Origin of the sequence: Pedobacter riviphilus, assembly GCF_014692875.1 — a bacterium.
GTDB lineage: Bacteria > Bacteroidota > Bacteroidia > Sphingobacteriales > Sphingobacteriaceae > Pedobacter > Pedobacter riviphilus.
This window is the reverse complement of the sequence record NZ_CP061171.1, coordinates 1812433-1828450: the sequence shown is the minus strand read 5'-3', so window position 1 is coordinate 1828450 and position 16018 is coordinate 1812433. Positions and strand designations below refer to the sequence as shown.

Annotated in this window: 21 protein-coding genes; 11 read left to right on the top strand and 10 right to left on the bottom strand. The window is 37.2% G+C overall.

The features are described 5' to 3' along the window. The gene (locus H9N25_RS07410) at positions 1–432 is read left to right on the top strand and encodes an SRPBCC family protein (protein ID WP_190328448.1); all 432 of its coding nucleotides are present in this window, start codon (positions 1–3) and stop codon (positions 430–432) included. A gap of 177 nt (positions 433–609) precedes the next feature. On the opposite strand, the gene bioA is transcribed toward H9N25_RS07410, so the two are convergent. The 3 genes from bioA to H9N25_RS07395 are packed head-to-tail and all read right to left on the bottom strand — an operon-like array spanning position 610 to position 3342. After that, positions 610–1914 carry an adenosylmethionine--8-amino-7-oxononanoate transaminase gene (gene bioA, locus H9N25_RS07405; RefSeq protein WP_223833653.1) on the bottom strand — a complete coding sequence of 435 codons (1305 nt, stop codon included), beginning with the start codon at positions 1912–1914 and terminating at the stop codon, positions 610–612. A 2-nt stretch (positions 1915–1916) separates the two neighbouring features. Beyond that, entirely contained in the window at positions 1917–2369 is a 453-nt protein-coding gene (locus H9N25_RS07400) for an NUDIX domain-containing protein (RefSeq protein ID WP_167294074.1), read from the bottom strand. Beyond that, positions 2356–3342, bottom strand: a complete 987-nt coding sequence (locus H9N25_RS07395; RefSeq protein ID WP_167294073.1) for a cation diffusion facilitator family transporter — start codon at positions 3340–3342, stop codon at positions 2356–2358. Before H9N25_RS07395 ends, H9N25_RS07400 begins: the two co-directional genes overlap by 14 nt. 114 nt (positions 3343–3456) lie before the next feature. On the opposite strand from H9N25_RS07395, the gene H9N25_RS07390 reads away from it, so the two are divergent. Next, the gene (locus H9N25_RS07390) at positions 3457–4653 is read left to right on the top strand and encodes a pyridoxal phosphate-dependent aminotransferase (RefSeq protein ID WP_190328447.1); all 1197 of its coding nucleotides are present in this window, start codon (positions 3457–3459) and stop codon (positions 4651–4653) included. A 338-nt stretch (positions 4654–4991) separates the two neighbouring features. On the opposite strand, the gene H9N25_RS07385 is transcribed toward H9N25_RS07390, so the two are convergent. Next, positions 4992–6236 carry an ABC transporter permease gene (locus H9N25_RS07385; protein WP_190328446.1) on the bottom strand — a complete coding sequence of 415 codons (1245 nt, stop codon included), beginning with the start codon at positions 6234–6236 and terminating at the stop codon, positions 4992–4994. 200 nt (positions 6237–6436) lie between these two features. On the opposite strand from H9N25_RS07385, the gene queA reads away from it, so the two are divergent. From queA to H9N25_RS25255, 3 genes are read left to right on the top strand one after another with little or no spacing between them, the layout of a single operon-like run. Next, positions 6437–7486: a tRNA preQ1(34) S-adenosylmethionine ribosyltransferase-isomerase QueA gene (queA, locus tag H9N25_RS07380; RefSeq protein ID WP_167294072.1), complete on the top strand. Its 1050-nt coding sequence runs from the start codon at positions 6437–6439 to the stop codon at positions 7484–7486. A 59-nt stretch (positions 7487–7545) separates the two neighbouring features. Further along, positions 7546–7968 carry a 2-C-methyl-D-erythritol 4-phosphate cytidylyltransferase gene (locus H9N25_RS25260; RefSeq protein ID WP_330221095.1) on the top strand — a complete coding sequence of 141 codons (423 nt, stop codon included), beginning with the start codon at positions 7546–7548 and terminating at the stop codon, positions 7966–7968. Further along, positions 7962–8210, top strand: coding sequence for a 2-C-methyl-D-erythritol 4-phosphate cytidylyltransferase (locus H9N25_RS25255; protein ID WP_330221094.1), 249 nt, complete (start codon positions 7962–7964; stop codon positions 8208–8210). Before H9N25_RS25260 ends, H9N25_RS25255 begins: the two co-directional genes overlap by 7 nt. A gap of 371 nt (positions 8211–8581) precedes the next feature. Here H9N25_RS25255 and H9N25_RS07370 read toward each other — a convergent pair whose 3' ends face one another. The 6 genes from H9N25_RS07370 to H9N25_RS07345 all read right to left on the bottom strand — a co-directional run bounded on the left by H9N25_RS07370 (position 8582) and on the right by H9N25_RS07345 (position 11743). Further along, positions 8582–8740 (bottom strand): lmo0937 family membrane protein, encoded by a 159-nt coding sequence (locus tag H9N25_RS07370; protein WP_139180130.1) that lies wholly within the window; start codon positions 8738–8740, stop codon positions 8582–8584. 161 nt (positions 8741–8901) lie between these two features. Further along, complete coding sequence (locus tag H9N25_RS07365; RefSeq protein WP_010603503.1) at positions 8902–9123, bottom strand: DUF2795 domain-containing protein; 222 nt, start codon at positions 9121–9123, stop codon at positions 8902–8904. 85 nt (positions 9124–9208) lie between these two features. After that, positions 9209–9757 carry a cob(I)yrinic acid a,c-diamide adenosyltransferase gene (locus H9N25_RS07360; RefSeq protein WP_190328445.1) on the bottom strand — a complete coding sequence of 183 codons (549 nt, stop codon included), beginning with the start codon at positions 9755–9757 and terminating at the stop codon, positions 9209–9211. A 64-nt stretch (positions 9758–9821) separates the two neighbouring features. Further along, positions 9822–10580 (bottom strand): ABC transporter ATP-binding protein, encoded by a 759-nt coding sequence (locus H9N25_RS07355; RefSeq protein ID WP_190328444.1) that lies wholly within the window; start codon positions 10578–10580, stop codon positions 9822–9824. Between the two features lie 144 nt (positions 10581–10724). Further along, a complete protein-coding gene (gene gatC, locus H9N25_RS07350) occupies positions 10725–11015 on the bottom strand; it encodes an Asp-tRNA(Asn)/Glu-tRNA(Gln) amidotransferase subunit GatC (RefSeq protein WP_190328443.1) in 291 nt (96 codons plus the stop codon). A gap of 2 nt (positions 11016–11017) precedes the next feature. Then, positions 11018–11743, bottom strand: a complete 726-nt coding sequence (locus tag H9N25_RS07345) for a lysophospholipid acyltransferase family protein (RefSeq protein WP_190328442.1) — start codon at positions 11741–11743, stop codon at positions 11018–11020. 265 nt (positions 11744–12008) lie between these two features. On the opposite strand from H9N25_RS07345, the gene trpS reads away from it, so the two are divergent. The 6 genes from trpS to H9N25_RS07315 all read left to right on the top strand — a co-directional run bounded on the left by trpS (position 12009) and on the right by H9N25_RS07315 (position 15994). Continuing rightward, complete coding sequence (trpS, locus tag H9N25_RS07340) at positions 12009–13007, top strand: tryptophan--tRNA ligase (RefSeq protein ID WP_086545938.1); 999 nt, start codon at positions 12009–12011, stop codon at positions 13005–13007. A 104-nt stretch (positions 13008–13111) separates the two neighbouring features. Beyond that, entirely contained in the window at positions 13112–13726 is a 615-nt protein-coding gene (locus H9N25_RS07335; RefSeq protein ID WP_025144984.1) for a deoxynucleoside kinase, read from the top strand. 14 nt (positions 13727–13740) lie between these two features. Further along, positions 13741–13941, top strand: a complete 201-nt coding sequence (locus H9N25_RS07330) for a DUF5808 domain-containing protein (protein ID WP_167294066.1) — start codon at positions 13741–13743, stop codon at positions 13939–13941. A 1-nt stretch (position 13942) separates the two neighbouring features. Beyond that, positions 13943–14698 carry a 3-deoxy-manno-octulosonate cytidylyltransferase gene (gene kdsB, locus H9N25_RS07325; protein ID WP_167294065.1) on the top strand — a complete coding sequence of 252 codons (756 nt, stop codon included), beginning with the start codon at positions 13943–13945 and terminating at the stop codon, positions 14696–14698. Between the two features lie 254 nt (positions 14699–14952). Next, the gene (locus H9N25_RS07320) at positions 14953–15495 is read left to right on the top strand and encodes a hypothetical protein (RefSeq protein WP_190328441.1); all 543 of its coding nucleotides are present in this window, start codon (positions 14953–14955) and stop codon (positions 15493–15495) included. Positions 15496–15517: 22 nt separating this feature from the next. Next, positions 15518–15994, top strand: coding sequence for a DinB family protein (locus tag H9N25_RS07315; protein ID WP_190328440.1), 477 nt, complete (start codon positions 15518–15520; stop codon positions 15992–15994). Positions 15995–16018 lie beyond the last annotated feature (24 nt).

Genomic DNA, 16018 nt, shown 5'->3' with positions numbered 1-16018 from the left:
ATGGAAAACGAACCAGTTATTGTAGAACGGGTGTATAACGCCCCTATCGAAAAAGTTTGGAAAGCTTTAACCGATAATAATGAAATTAAACAGTGGTATTTTCAATTAGAAGACTTTAAACCTGAGGTAGGTTTTAAATTTGAGTTTTCTGGCGGGCCGGATGATGGGCCGCAATATTTACATCTCTGCGAAATAACAGAAATTGTTGCAGGCAGAAAACTCGCTTATACCTGGCGATATGATGGCTATCCGGGCAATTCGGTAGTAAGCTGGGAGTTATTTGAGCAAGGTGAGCAAACCAGGTTGAAATTAACACATAGCGGCGTAGAAAGCTTTGCATCAAACGGACCTGACTTCGCCAAAACAAGTTTCAACGGCGGTTGGACTTATTTTGTTAACGATGCGCTTAAGAATTATCTGGAAAAGAATTGAATTACGGTTTAAGATAAATCGTTATTTCGACTGCTAGTTCCAAAGGAACTTCTTAGGAGGAGAAATCTTTTAGTGTTAGTTCAGAGATTTCTCCGTTTCGCTATTTTTCAGTCGAAATGACGCCCGATTTTTAAATTCAAATACTGGTCGTAGCGCCTCGTTACGACCTAAAAGTGCCTATACTTCTTCTAAAGCCGTTTTTATCGCTGCATAAATATAATCCAGATCTTCATTGCTGATTATATATGGTGGGAGTATATAGATAATATTGCCCAATGGCCTTAGTATAATTCCTTTTTCTAAAAAGTAGGCATACAATGAATTACGGAGATTACTTAAATAAGAGGTTTCATTCCCGGTCTCCCACTCCACTGCAATAATTGTTCCCGTTTGCCTAATGGCTTTAACTTTAGGATGTGTCTTAATCTCTTCCAGAAAAACAGCATGTTTGGCTTCTATCCGTTTGATATTTTGAAGCGTTTCGCTTTTTAACAAAATATCTAAGCTTGCTAAAGAAGCCACGCAAGCAATCGGGTTCGCGGTAAAAGAGTGCCCATGGTAAAGCGTTTTTAATTTATTATCACTTAAAAAAGCTTCAAAAATCTCATTGGTACAGGTGGTTACCCCTAGCGGCATTGTTCCGCCTGTTAAACCTTTACTTAAACAAATAATATCGGGCTTATTAGTTAATTTCTCGCAGGCAAAGTAAGTTCCTGTTCTACCAAAACCTGTCATTACCTCATCCGCAATAATTAAGATTTCTGCTTCTTTGCAAGCTGATAAAAGTTGATCCAAATATTTAGCTTCATACATAAGCATCCCACCAGATCCTAAAATGAGTGGCTCGAAAATGAAACAAGCGGTATCCTTAAGATTTAAGATATGAGCTGTAAGATTTGAGATATTCCCTTCATCAGGCAGATCGATAAACTCGACATCAAACAGTAAACTATTAAAAGCATCAGTAAAAATACTACGACCACTAACAGACATGGCGCCAAAAGTATCGCCATGATAAGCGTTTTTAAAGGCTAAGATCTTCGTTTTTGCTGTACCTCTATTATCCCAGTATTGCAGACACATTTTTAAGGCTACTTCTACCGCTGTTGATCCGTTATCGGTATAAAAAACTTTATCCTGTTTACCAGGCAATATTGGCAACAGCCTTTCTGCAAGCAATACCGCAGGCTCGTGTGTAAAGCCTGCAAAAATTACGTGTTCCAGCACATTGAGCTGTTCTGCTACTTTTTGTGCAATATAAGGGTGAGAATGACCATGGATATTCACCCACCAGGATGAAACCGCATCGATATACCGTTTACCGTTTTCATCAAAAACGTACACGCCCTCTCCCCTTACAATCGGGATATGTGGCAATGCATTTTTCATTTGGGTATAAGGATGCCAGATTACCTTTTTATCGCGTTCAGTTAAATTTAATTGGGAGCTTGTAGTATGGCGGTTGGACGAATCGGGCATCATGATTATAACTTAACTGAATATTGATTTTTTAAAAGCTGGCCTACGGTTTTATCTGTTTTAAAGGTGATATCTTCTATACTTAAATCCTCAATTTTCACCCATCTGAAAGCCTGAAGAATTTCACCTTCCCCATCAAAATCGTAAATGGTATCTTTAAAGGTTAACTGCAAAGGGGCTTTTTCTTTAACGATATAATAAACACTAATTACCTGGCTATCGTTAAATGACGATTTTTCAAAAAAATCAGTGGTATAAAAATGTGATAATACTTCAATTTCCGCATCGCACTCTTCCACAAACTCACGTTTCAATCCATCAATTAAGCCTTCACCAAACTCTAATCCACCTCCCGGAAATTTACTAAAGCGAAAACCATATTCTTCTTCATCACTTACCAAAACCTCGTTATTCTGGTTAATTAACAATCCATAAACCCTAACATTAAAGTAGCTCATTTTCGAAATGCTTTTTATTTTTGATTACTATTTCAGGTGTCCACACAATTTCTTTTTTAAAAGCCTCTGTTCTAACAGGGCATTCACTCATGTGGCAATAATTACAGCATTCGGGCAAACAAGGGTCTGCGTGAATAAAGAGTTCTGCTTTGCGAACGCCATTTTTATTGATCAGTTCATCAATCTGCGATATTTCGCGGTGAACCTTATTTAAATCAAAATAATAAGGTAATGTTACATGGCAATCGATATGAAATTCGGGGCCATATTGCTGAGTACGCAGATTATGCACATCGATCCAGGGTTTGTGCCTGTTCTTTTGCAGCACCTCAACTACTTCTTCAACAAGTGTAAAATCGCTTTCATCCATTAAGCCGCCCACCGAACCACGGGTAAGTTTATAACCAGAATAAACAATATAAAAGCCTACTAAAAAAGAAAGTAAGCTATCTAGCCAAATAATATTTGTTAACTGAATTAATATTAAACCAATAACAATCGCTCCACTGGTGTAAGTATCAGTTAATAAATGTCTGCCATCGGCTTGCAGCGTAATTGAATGTTCATCTTTACCTACATTTATAAGGTAGAGACCAACAATCAGATTAATCAAACCTGTAATACCAATAATTAATGTTCCGGTTAATAGCTCCCCCACCACATGAGGATAGATCAGGTTGTACGATGATTTGAAAATAATAACCACTCCCGCTATCAAAATCAATATCCCTTCTACAAAAGCCGAGAAAAACTCAACTTTTCCATGTCCATAAGGATGATTTTCGTCTCGGGGCTGCGTACTAAGATAAATGCTATAAAAAGCAAAACTGCCTGCTATTACGTTTACAATACTTTCTGCCGCATCTGTTAAGATTGCATTTGAACCCGTAATAAAATACGCCACAAACTTAGCTAACATCAGCACCACACTCACCACCAGAGAAATTATTATTGCTTTCTTTTTTACCGACACAAGGCTATTTTTTTTCAAAAATACGCTTATCGAATAAATTAAATGAGAAAAACTATGTCTTTTTTAGTGCAGAATAATATTTGGTTTATATATTTGCGCTCAAAGTAATTAACCATGAGCACCTTATCTAAAAGAATCAACAGTTTATCTGAATCTGCAACCCTTAAAATGACCAAACTTGGCCGCGAATTAGCGTCTAAGGGCATTAACATCATTAGTTTAAGCGTTGGTGAACCCGATTTCAATACACCCGATCACGTAAAAAATGCCGCTAAAAAGGCATTAGATGAAAACTATACACGCTATTCGCCGGTACCGGGCTATCCTGACCTTCGCCAAGCGATTGTAAACAAGCTAAAAACAGAAAACAACCTGGATTATGATATTTCCCAGATCGTTGTTTCAACAGGTGCAAAACAATCTTTATCGAACGTTATTTTAACTTTGATCGATCCGGGCGATGAGGTAATCATCCCAACACCTTATTGGGTTTCGTACTCAGAAATGGTAACCCTGGCTGAAGGAAAATCTGTTTTTATAGATACGGATATAGAAAGTGATTTCAAAATCACACCTGCGCAGTTGGAAGCAGCCATTACGCCGAAATCGAAATTATTTATGTTTTCTTCGCCATGTAACCCAACAGGTTCGGTTTATAGCAAAGAAGAATTAGCAGCCCTTGTTGCTGTTTTTGAAAAATACCCTAATATCTATATCTTATCTGATGAGATTTATGAGCACATTAATTTTGTTGATAAACATGAATCTATTGCTCAATTCGACAGCATTAAAGACCGTGTAATCATTGTTAACGGTTTCTCTAAGGCTTTCGCCATGACGGGCTGGAGATTAGGTTATATTGCCGCTAATAAAGAAATTGCAGCTGCCAACGATAAACTACAAGGACAAACAACTTCCGGAACCTGTTCTATCGCACAAAGAGCTGGAATTGTTGCTTACGAGCAAGGTTTAGCAAGTGTTTTAGAAATGAAAGAAGCATTTTTACGCCGTAGAGAATTGGTTTACAATTTGTTAAATGAAATTCCGGGTGTTAAAACAAATCTTCCTGATGGGGCATTTTACTTTTTCCCTGAAATCAGTTCTTTCTTCGGTAAAAAAGATGCGGATGGAAACGTAATTAAAGATTCATCAGATTTGGCTTTGTATTTATTAAACGTTGGTCACGTGGCAACTGTAGGTGGCGATTCGTTTGGTAACAACAACTACATCCGTTTATCTTATGCAGCTTCTGACGAAAGTTTAGTTGAAGCATTAAGAAGAATAAAAGAAGCTTTAGGTAAATTAGCCTAACCAGTTTCCTGTTGGCTGTTTTCAGTTAACTTTATAAAAAATCCCTCGTTAATTAAATTTAGCGAGGGATTTTTATTTTTTTCGTCTTCTATAACCATCACCCTGAACCGAGCCTTAGCGTGCTCTCCGAAGGTAGTTCATTTCCCTAGTAGTTGGTGTCACACCGACCACAAAACAATTTGGAAATGAAAGCCAGCATTTCATTGCAGGCCTCAGCCCTTCTTTCCGTTACTAGTCCTCGCTCGTACCTCGCTGTGGGCTATCCACTGCAATAAGGTTTATTCACTACGTTAGGTGCAGATAACTGCAAATCGCTAACTAAAAATTGCCAACTGGAACTAACTCCTTATCGCCTCTACCGGATCCAACCTTGATGCAGAATATGCTGGCCAAAAACCAGAGATGGTGCCAATAATGATTGATATTCCGATTCCTAAGGCAATATTATTCAAGCCCAATATAATATGGAAATCTGTGGCTGCACCAATGACCAAGGCGAGCAGAAAGACCAGTAATAAGCCCAGCAAACCACCTAAAATACAAAGTGAGATTGATTCGAAAATGAATTGAAGCAATATAAAATAGTTTTTCGCGCCCAACGACTTTTGGATGCCGATGATATTGGTACGTTCTTTTACCGATACGAACATGATATTGGCAATACTAAATCCGCCCACCAAAATCGAAAATCCGCCAATTACCCAACCAGCAATATTGACCATTTTAAACATAGAATCTAATTGGTTAGAAATAATGGTGGTTTTATTTAACGCAAAATCTTCTTCCTGGCCTGGTCTGATCCGATGGATCGAACGCATTAAACCCTTCAATTCGCTTTCTACCTCTTCCAAGCTCACATTATCCTTGCCGCGAACAGTAATTTGCGGACCATAACGCTCACTTTGGATGTCTAACACGCCTTTTGCAAAGGCAATTGGAATATTTACGTTTTTATCCAGAGAGGTACCTAACATATCTTCTCCCTCTTTTTTGAAAACGCCAACAACAGTTAATCTTCTTCCTAAAATCTGTACCTGTTTACCAACGGGTGCATCGCCGTCAAAAAGTCCATCCGCAATATCAGAACCTAGAATACAAACAGGCGAACCATTTTTACTTTCAGTTTCAGTAAAATACCGGCCATCCTGAAGCTCAAAATTCCAGGTCTTATTAAAATCGTGTGATGCTGCCCATACCGAAATCCCTTCAACCGAGCTACTTCTATATTTTATCGTTCTATCGTTAGTTGATATTTCGAATGTCACGCCTTGTGCATTTTCGATTCTCTCCCGGAGCGCTTCAAAATCGCGCAATGAAGGCTGAGGGCGGTTCATATATTTCCACCAAGGGTAATTATCGCCAAAACTCCAGGGCCATTTTTGAATATAAATAGTATTAGAGCCCAGTTTATCTACACTGGCCTGCAATTTACCGCGAAAGGTATCAACTGCAGAAAATACAGCAATAATGGTAAAAATACCAATTGTTATAGCCAGAAGCGATAACATGGTGCGTAATTTATTCTGGCGCAACGCATCAAATGCAAAACGGAAACTTTCGCCTATTAGCCTAAAGATTATCATAATTAAAGATTAGATGCAAAGCTTTCCAAAAGGTTACAGCTTATCTTCAAAACTAATTAATTTTATGTCTACAATGCATTAATCGCGCTGTATTATTTGATTTAAAATGATTAAAACATAATATACATAAATTGCGTTTGATAAAATACGAAAAAGAAAAATTAAATTCGTATTTTTGCACCTCAAAAAATTCATCAAGAATGAAATTATCACAATTCAAATTCAACTTACCTGAATCATTAGTAGCCAACAATCCGGCAGAACAACGCGACGAAGCTCGTCTAATGGTTTTACACAAAGACAGCGGTAAAATTGAACATAAAATTTTCAAAGACGTTTTAAGTTATTTCGATGACAAAGACGTAATGATATTAAACAACACTAAGGTTTTTCCTGCTCGTTTATATGGCAACAAAGAAAAAACTGGTGCAACCATCGAGGTTTTCTTGCTACGTGAATTAAACAAGGAATTACGTTTATGGGATGTTTTGGTAGATCCGGCACGTAAAATCCGTGTAGGTAATAAATTATACTTTGGCGACGACGATTTATTGGTTGCTGAGGTTGTAGATAACACCACATCGCGTGGCCGTACCATCCGTTTCTTATTTGAAGGTAGCGACGAAGAATTCAGAAAAAACGTTGAAATTCTAGGTGAAACCCCTCTTCCTAAGTACATTAAACGTAAAGCTACCGCCGAGGATAAAGAACGTTACCAAACTATTTTCGCTAAACACGAAGGCGCAGTAGCTGCTCCAACTGCAGGCTTACACTTTAGTCGCGAGTTAATGAAACGTCTTGAACTTAAAGGTGTAGAATTTGCAGAAGTAACTTTGCACGTGGGTTTAGGAACTTTCAGGACTGTTGAGGTTGAAGACTTAACCAAACACAAAATGGATTCTGAGCAGTTTATCATCGAGCAAAAAGATGCAAACATTGTAAACAAAGCTTTAGAGAATAAAAGAAAAATTTGCGCGGTAGGAACTACCTCAATGCGGGCTATCGAATCGGCTGTTTCTGCTAACAGAACATTAAAAGCTGCTAACGACTGGACCAGTAAATTTATCTTTCCTCCTTACGATTTCAGTATTGCGAACTCCATGATTACCAATTTCCACACACCAGAATCTACTTTATTGATGATGGTAAGTGCATTTGGTGGCTATGAGAACGTTATGAATGCTTATGAGGTTGCAGTAAAAGAAAAATATAAATTTTACAGCTATGGTGATGCCATGCTAATTATATAAGTTTTGCGGTTGGCATTTGGCGGTTTAACGCTAAATGCCACACCCCTAAACGCTCAACTATGAAATACTACGCTATAATTGTAGCAGGCGGTTCTGGAAATCGGATGCAAACAGAAACCCCAAAACAATTTCTACTGCTCAAAAACCTTCCGGTTTTAATGCACACCATAAAAGCTTTTGCACAAAGCGATACTCAACCTAAAATTTTATTAGTTCTAAACAAAGATCAACAGGCTTACTGGGCTAGGTTATGTGAAGAATTTAATTTTCATATACCACATCAGGTTATTGATGGCGGTATAGAGCGTTTTCACTCGGTAAAAAATGCAATCCATACCATTGGAGAAGAAAGTTATGTTGCCATTCACGATGCTGTTCGTCCGCTGGTTTCAAAATCTCTTATCGACAATTGTTTTAAAGAAGCTGAGTTACAGGGAACGTTATTGCAGCGGTACAATCAAGCGACAGTGTGCGCATGCTGAGAAACGATAAAACAACGGCATTAAAACGCGATGAAATTTATTTAGTACAAACGCCGCAAACTTTTAGCCTTCATATCCTTAAAGAAGCTTATAACCAAGAGTTCAATACTCATTTTACAGATGATGCAAGCGTGGTAGAATCTATCGGTTATGAGATTAATATTATTGAAGGAGAAAGGGGAAATATTAAAATTACTTATCCAATTGACCTCGAGCTAGCAGAGTTATTATTAAAGAATTAAAAGCTTAGTTTCGTCTAATAATAGACACTATACAAAGATCTGGAGCGATTTAAACATAGCGTCGTCACCCTGAATTCATTTATTAGTCGTTTCTATGTTTTTAAAATAAAGGTCTAATAGCGACTACGTGCTCAGGGGCTTAATAGCCGGAAAGATGCTAACCATGTTGTAGCTACAAGACAATCGAAGATGCAACTTCTATTTATAAATAAATTCAGCATAACGATCGTACTGGTTAAAAGAGCAAAAAATCAATCAACATCGATTATAAAGTTAAAAAGGAGTTTCAAAAATGAAACTCCTTTTTTAATTCATCAATTTCAAAGTGTTTCTAACTTTTAAATCAGTGAATATCGGTGCGATATATTTTTTTACGCAGCCCGGCCAATTACTTTAAGCAGAATTGCAATAACTGCGATTACCAATAAAACATGGATTATACCGCCAACGTCGCCGAAGCCGTGAAATATAAATCCGATCACCCATAGTATTACTAATACTACTGCGACTAAATACAATAAATTTCCCATAGTGTTAATTTTTTAGCAATGTTATATTATTGATGTATTAACACTCGGCTTTTTGGTTTTGTTTAAAAAATGTAATTATTTTATTTATACCACTGGATAATATGGAGATAAAAAAAACCTCCCAATTTTGTTGGAAGGTTCTTTTTTGTAGTTTCTAATGTTTAGTATTCGTCCTCGTTAAAGAAGAAATCTTCTTTCGTTGGATAATCAGGCCAAATTTCCTCAATCGTTTCATAAGGTTCGCCATCATCTTCTAATGCCTGCAAGTTTTCAATTACTTCAACAGGGGCACCAGAGCGGATACCATAATCAATTAATTCGTCTTTAGTTGCAGGCCATGGTGCGTCTTCCAAGTGCGATGCTAATTCTAATGTCCAATACATATCGTCAATTCAATTAAATTCTTGTTCTTATTATTGCGCAAAGTATATTAAAATTTTTGAGCAAAACAAACTTATTTTTCCACTATTAAACCCTAGGAATCCAAATGTTTTCTTCCGCCTTAAAATACACGGTCAGTTTTCGTGCCAAAACGAATAAATAATCACTTAAACGGTTCAAATAAACTGTTACACGCTCATCTACAAAGCTATTTTCTGCAAGCGCCACTGTCAAACGCTCTGCTCTTCTGCAAACGCATCGCGCAATATGGCAGTAAGAAACTACAGTGTTTCCTCCAGGTAAAACAAAATGCTTTAAAGCCGGCAGCTTTTCGTTCATCAGATCCATCTCATTTTCTAACAAGGTAACATCAGCATCGTGCAGATCAGGGATCTTCATTTTAGAGGTCTCTGGGTCGGCCGCAAGTGATGAACCAATGGTAAATAACCTATCCTGAATTTCTTTTAGCAGTTTCTGATCGTACGTATCAATATTCTGACACATGATTAAACCGATGTACGAATTTAACTCGTCAACAGTTCCATAGGTTTCGATGCGTAAATGATACTTAGGTACACGGGTACCACCAATGAGTGATGTTTGGCCTTTATCGCCGGTTTTAGTGTAGATTTTCATACCCACTGCCCCCTTAAGGGGAATAATATGGTTAATCCTAAAGTCCCTTTAGAGGATTTAGGGGTTAGTTAATTTTCTCCCAATCGCTGCCAGTTTCTTTCAAAGCTTGCAAACGTGGCGATACATTTTTAATATCTGTATTTAAATAATCGTTTTCGATCAAACCATCACGCATACGTACAATACGGTGGGCGTGCTGTGCAATATCTTCCTCATGTGTAACCAGGATAATAGTGTTCCCTTTACTATGAATTTCTTCCAGCAAACCCATTATTTCAATTGATGTTTTGGTATCTAAATTACCAGTTGGCTCATCGGCTAAAATAATAGAAGGGTTATTGATCAAAGCCCTGGCTACAGCCACACGCTGACGTTGGCCACCAGAAAGCTCGTTGGGTTTATGATCCATACGATTACCTAAACCTACATTTTCTAATGCTGTGGCTGCTCTCGCGTCTCTATCCTTTTTACTTGTACCGGCATAAATTAAAGGCAAAGCAACGTTATCTAAAGATGTTGAGCGCGGCAATAAATTAAAGGTTTGAAAAACGAAACCGATTTCCTTGTTGCGCACTTCTGCCAAGGCATCATCACTCATGTGGCTCACATTTGTTCCATTTAAAATATAAGTTCCACTTGAAGGTGTATCCAAGCAACCTAAAATATTCATTAGGGTTGATTTACCTGAACCAGATGGGCCCATCAATGCTACAAATTCGCCTTTATTAATATCTAAAGAAACTGATTTTAAAGCGTGAATCACCTCAGATCCAATAACATATTTACGGCCAATTTCTTTTATAGTGATGAGTGGTTTCTCCATGTTTTTTCTTTTTTAGACAAGCATAGCAGGTAAGATGTTACAAGTAGTTTAAAAATTAAACACAAATGTTAAATCTTAAAGATGCTGAATTAAATTTACCGCATAGCTTTCCGCTGCACTACAGGTCAGCATGACGATACGCCATTATTTTTCGATAATTTTTGGCACTATAAAAAATTGGTCGGTATGCTTCGCAGCATTTTTCAAGCCATCAGCCGTAGTTATTTCCTGCTTAACTACATCCGCTCTCCAGACATTTACCGATTCGTTCATGTAAACCAATGGTTTTACATCTGAAGTATCCAATTCATTTAACTTTTCCATGAACGATAAAATTTTGTTCATTTCAGGAATCAAAGTGTCTACCTGTTTTTCATCAATATGAATTCGGGCCAGATCTGCTATTTTATGGATGGTTTTTGCGTCTAAATTCATATCTATATTAACTTACTATCAATCAATCTGTAAACCTTTTCTTTTAATACATCCGAATCAATATCGGCCAAAGTTAAGGTATTGATGGGTTTGTGGACGTAAATATCGCAAATTCCTGGCTTACTTCCATATTTTGCGCCGTCATCCCAATTAATTTTCCAAACGTCGGTAATGCTAACCGGCACCAAAGGGATATTTTTATCGATAGCTAAACGGAATGGGCCATTTTTAAACTCGCCTAACTTTGGTGGATAATGGTCATCAATTTTACCTTCAGGAAAAATAATCAGGCTCATCCCCTTTTCAAGGTTCTCGCCTGCCTTTTTAAAGGCTTTAAAAGCTGAAATCTTACTGTCGCGGTTCACAGCAATATCGATAGTTTTAAAGAAAATGCCTAATACCGGATTACTCAGCAGCTCATCTTTTCCCATAAAGTGGAATTTACCATGCCCCATGATACAGAAAATCATGATATCCAGGTTAGAAGTATGATTAGCACAATAGATGTAAGTTTGGTCATGATCGAGCTTTTCTTCATATTGATAACGAAAAAAAACACCTGAAAGCAAACTACATAAAAAGCTATTGGCTTTCCTGAAAAAATTCAGGATGTTATAATATTTCTCATTACGTGAAGTAACGTAGTATAAAGGATAGAATAGAGCGAAAAAAAACAGTATCCAGAATAGAAACCATATCCGGTGTACTTGTCTTAGAAAATAAATCATAGATAACCAAAAATATAAAATAGTTTGATATTTCAAACAACTGATTGCATTGGGCCATAAGATTACGCAGTCTAAAGCTTTTATTGGTCGGTGAGACAACCGACACCAAGGGAGTCACTGTAATAGATCACTCCACTTTGCTTCGGTTAAGCAAACGATCGCTGGATACAACTCCTGATAAGACAATGGTCACAAAAAAAATCTTACCATTAAAATTGAAGCGATTTATGATTTGCTTGTATTTTATTTTTAATTTCGTGGCATTATGAAAGAAACAGTGGTGAGCGGCATTCGCTCAACAGGAAAATTACATTTGGGTAATTATTATGGTGCAGTTAAAAATTTCGTTCAAATGCAGAACGACTATAATTGTTACTTTTTTATCGCCGATTTACACTCCTTAACTACACATCCTACTCCAGCCGATTTACATGGAAATATTAAACATGTTCTGGTTGAATATCTGGCTAGTGGAATTGATCCAGAAAACAGCACCATTTATATACAAAGCGACGTTCCCGAAATTGCGGAGCTATATTTATACCTAAATATGAATGCTTACATGGGTGAATTGGAACGTAGTACTTCTTTTAAAGATAAAGTACGTGCCAACCCTGATAACGTAAATGCAGGTTTATTAACCTACCCAGTATTAATGGCTGCCGATATTTTAATCCATAAAGCGACCAAAGTACCTGTTGGAAAAGATCAGGAGCAACATTTAGAAATGGCCCGTACTTTCGGAAACCGTTTTAACAGGTTATACAATACAGAGTATTTCCCAGAACCATACGCATTTAGCTACTCAGACAAATTGGTTAAAGTACCTGGTTTAGATGGTAAAGGTAAAATGGGCAAATCAGAAGGCGAAGCCAATGCTGTTTACCTGTCTGATGATCCTGAAACCATTCGTAAAAAAGTAATGAAAGCGGTTAGTGACGGCGGCCCAACGGAAGAAAACCAACCGAAGCCTGAACCGATCCAGAATCTTTTCGATTTAATGAAAGTCGTATCAAGTGCTGATACACTTGCACATTTTGAAGATTTGTATAGCAAAATGCAGATCCGTTATGGCGATTTCAAAAAACAACTGGCAGAAGATATGATTATTACAACTGCACCTATGCGCGAGCGTATTTTGGATATCGCTAAAGATGATGCTTATTTAAGGCAAGTAGCTAAACATGGTGCACTAAAGGCACGCGAAAGCGCGCAAAAAACCATCAGAGAAGTTCGCAGTTTAATCGGATTTAAAAGTTTTTAATAATTTTAATAGATTTGAGAAACCAGATATGAGACAATAGATTTGAGATGATTTCTCGATCTCCTATCTCACATCTCCAATCTCACATCTCATAGCTAAAGAAGATGCACATAGCAATTGTAGGAAATATAGGTGCCGGTAAAACCACCTTAACAGGTTTATTGGCCAAAAATTATGGATGGGAAGCTTTATACGAGGCTGTGGACAATAACCCCTACCTTGAAGATTTTTACAGCGACATGAAACGCTGGAGCTTTAACCTTCAGATTTATTTCCTGAACAGCCGTTTTCAGCAAATTACTGATATTGAAGTAAATAAGCGTAACGTGATCCAGGATAGGACCATTTATGAGGATGCGCATATTTTTGCAGAAAACCTGCACGATATGGCTTTAATGACCACCCGCGATCATGATAATTACAGGGCTATTTTTGATAATATCACCTCTTTTATTAAACCGCCCGATTTATTGGTTTACCTGCGTGCTTCGGTACCTACGTTGGTTAATAATATCCAGCGCCGTGGCCGTGAGTATGAAGCGGGTATCCGTATCGATTACCTCTCTAAACTGAACGAAAAATATGAAGCCTGGATTAAAGGATATAACCTGGGTAAATTATTGATTTTGGATAAAGATAAATTAGATTTCACCAACAACCCCGAGGATTTAGGTACCGTAATTCAATCTATAGAAGCAGAGATTAACGGTTTATTTTAACTTGAACGAATAAGATGGGCAAAGATTTTCAGCACGAAAACCCTTTAAACTGGAAATGGGGAATTATTTATTTCAATAAATCAGATTCCAGGGTTTTAGTTCCGAAACGCAATAAAATTTTGGGTTGGACATTTAACTTTGCTCATCCAATTTCTTATATAGTTATGGCACTTATTATTGGTGCGGTTGTCTTATTGAGAACCTTAAATAAATAGTATGTCTAAAATTATCGGAATTATTCCTGCTCGTTATGCCTCTACCCGCTTTCCGGGAAAGCCTTTGGTGGATATTGCAGGAAAAAGTATGATCCAAAGGGTTTACGAACAGGCATCGAAAGCCGAAAGTTTATCAAAAGTGGTAATTGCCACCGATGATGTACGGATAGCGGATGAAGTAAAAAGGTTTGGTGGAGAATTTATCTTTACCTCTTCTAATCATCAAAGTGGGACAGACAGATGCGCTGAAGTGATTGAAACTTTAACGGGGTACGACATTGTAATCAACATCCAAGGTGATGAACCTTTTATCGAACCTGCACAGATTGAGTTATTGGCAAGCTGCTTTACCGAAGAAAAAGTACAATTGGCAACATTAATCAAATCGATCCAAAGCCAAGAAAGTATATACAATCCAAATAGTCCCAAAGTAGTGATTGATGTAAATGGCCGGGCCATGTATTTTAGTCGTAGCCCAATTCCTTTTATCAGAAATGGCGAACCAGGCGTATGGGCAGAAAAACACCAGTTTTATAAGCACATTGGAATTTATGGTTACCGTACAGAATCTTTAAAAGCCATTACCAAATTACCACCATCTTCTTTAGAAATTGCAGAAAGTTTAGAGCAGCTTCGCTGGATCGAAAATGGATTCTACATCCAAACAAAAGTAACTGACTTAGAAACAGTTGCAATAGATACACCAGAAGACTTATTAAAACTGAATAAATTACTTAAAGCACTTAAATTGGAGTAATTAGTTCATTTAGTTAAACGCTAAACCCTAACCGCTAACCTATTTAATCGCCAATTCCCCATCTGAATATTACATTGTGTATACGGTGTTGGTTCGCCTGCCACTTTTTAGAAGCCTAACTTACGATCAAGTTTTTTCCATTACCCTTCTCACAAGGTTTCAACTATGGTTATCCATTGGGTATTCCTTTTAAATTTAAAAGGATATCATAAAATATGGACATGAACTAAAACATAAAATTTGTAGTTTTGAATATGAGAAATATATCGCTCTTCGCTGTTATCTGTTTATTAGCGCTTGCCGCCTGTAATTCTAACGACAAAAAGGAAGCCAATACTATTGAGTTTAAAAATGTTAACCAGCGCATCGCTAAATCTTTTTCAGATTTAAAACGTCTGGACACCTTTAAGATTGAACTTACCGGCCGAAAACCCGAAGAAATGGTATTGAATTTCACAATCAAAAATGCTGATGGAAAAGAGATTTACAATACCAAAATTAAAGGAACCGAATTATTGGGCAGTACCGATCCAAATGTTGATCTTTCACAAGAAAAAGACCAGATTATTTTCTTAAAAACCATTGCCGACGATTTTTTTAGTGATGATAATTTTCTAGAGCCTGCGGTAATGCCAGAGGATAAGGCTGATAATTACACCCCCGATAAAGCCCTTTACGAAGAATTAAAGAAATCAGGATTAAATGGTTTTAAGTATCGTTTAGGAAAGGAAAACAATATTTACATTGCCTGGAGCGAAAAAGAACAAAAAGTGAAGATTTACTATAATTGCTGCTAATCTAAATGATTAAAAGTTAGTGATGAAAAGATCAGATTTAATTGCAAAGCGCTTAAGAGAGCTTTTTCTAAATGGGCATTGGATTGCCAACACCAACTATAAAGACCAACTGGAAAACATTAGTTGGGAACAGGCCATTCATCAAATAGGAGATTTAAATACGATTGCTGCATTAACCTACCACATCAATTACTATTTGTCGGGGATTTTAAATGTATTTAATGGCGGTCTGCTGGAAATTAAAGATCAATATAGTTTCGATCTTCCGCCTATACATTCTGAAGCCGATTGGAAAAAACTGTTAGAAGAGTTTTTGACTAATTCGGCCGCTTTCGCCGATGAAGTAGCACAAATGCCAGATGAAAAATTTGATCAGGTATTTGTAAATGAAAAGTATGGCACTTACCTGCGGAATATAGAAGCTGTAATTGAACATAGCTATTACCATTTTGGACAGATTGTACTGATTAAAAAACTAATTTTAGCAGCAACAAAATAAATGCTGCCACCGATGTAAGGCACA

Excerpts from the sequence above, each read along its gene's own strand:
- H9N25_RS07410 (WP_190328448.1), top strand. The coding sequence starts at position 1 with ATGGAAAACGAACCAGTTATTGTAGAACGGGTGTATAACGCCCCTATC.
- bioA (WP_223833653.1), bottom strand. The coding sequence starts at position 1,914 with ATGATGCCCGATTCGTCCAACCGCCATACTACAAGCTCCCAATTAAAT.
- H9N25_RS07400 (WP_167294074.1), bottom strand. The coding sequence starts at position 2,369 with ATGAGCTACTTTAATGTTAGGGTTTATGGATTGTTAATTAACCAGAAT.
- H9N25_RS07390 (WP_190328447.1), top strand. The coding sequence starts at position 3,457 with ATGAGCACCTTATCTAAAAGAATCAACAGTTTATCTGAATCTGCAACC.
- H9N25_RS07385 (WP_190328446.1), bottom strand. The coding sequence starts at position 6,236 with ATGATAATCTTTAGGCTAATAGGCGAAAGTTTCCGTTTTGCATTTGAT.
- queA (WP_167294072.1), top strand. The coding sequence starts at position 6,437 with ATGAAATTATCACAATTCAAATTCAACTTACCTGAATCATTAGTAGCC.
- H9N25_RS25260 (WP_330221095.1), top strand. The coding sequence starts at position 7,546 with ATGAAATACTACGCTATAATTGTAGCAGGCGGTTCTGGAAATCGGATG.
- H9N25_RS25255 (WP_330221094.1), top strand. The coding sequence starts at position 7,962 with ATGCTGAGAAACGATAAAACAACGGCATTAAAACGCGATGAAATTTAT.
- H9N25_RS07370 (WP_139180130.1), bottom strand. The coding sequence starts at position 8,740 with ATGGGAAATTTATTGTATTTAGTCGCAGTAGTATTAGTAATACTATGG.
- H9N25_RS07365 (WP_010603503.1), bottom strand. The coding sequence starts at position 9,123 with ATGTATTGGACATTAGAATTAGCATCGCACTTGGAAGACGCACCATGG.
- H9N25_RS07360 (WP_190328445.1), bottom strand. The coding sequence starts at position 9,757 with ATGAAAATCTACACTAAAACCGGCGATAAAGGCCAAACATCACTCATT.
- H9N25_RS07355 (WP_190328444.1), bottom strand. The coding sequence starts at position 10,580 with ATGGAGAAACCACTCATCACTATAAAAGAAATTGGCCGTAAATATGTT.
- gatC (WP_190328443.1), bottom strand. The coding sequence starts at position 11,015 with ATGAATTTAGACGCAAAAACCATCCATAAAATAGCAGATCTGGCCCGA.
- H9N25_RS07345 (WP_190328442.1), bottom strand. The coding sequence starts at position 11,743 with ATGATTTATTTTCTAAGACAAGTACACCGGATATGGTTTCTATTCTGG.
- trpS (WP_086545938.1), top strand. The coding sequence starts at position 12,009 with ATGAAAGAAACAGTGGTGAGCGGCATTCGCTCAACAGGAAAATTACAT.
- H9N25_RS07335 (WP_025144984.1), top strand. The coding sequence starts at position 13,112 with ATGCACATAGCAATTGTAGGAAATATAGGTGCCGGTAAAACCACCTTA.
- H9N25_RS07330 (WP_167294066.1), top strand. The coding sequence starts at position 13,741 with ATGGGCAAAGATTTTCAGCACGAAAACCCTTTAAACTGGAAATGGGGA.
- kdsB (WP_167294065.1), top strand. The coding sequence starts at position 13,943 with ATGTCTAAAATTATCGGAATTATTCCTGCTCGTTATGCCTCTACCCGC.
- H9N25_RS07320 (WP_190328441.1), top strand. The coding sequence starts at position 14,953 with ATGAGAAATATATCGCTCTTCGCTGTTATCTGTTTATTAGCGCTTGCC.
- H9N25_RS07315 (WP_190328440.1), top strand. The coding sequence starts at position 15,518 with ATGAAAAGATCAGATTTAATTGCAAAGCGCTTAAGAGAGCTTTTTCTA.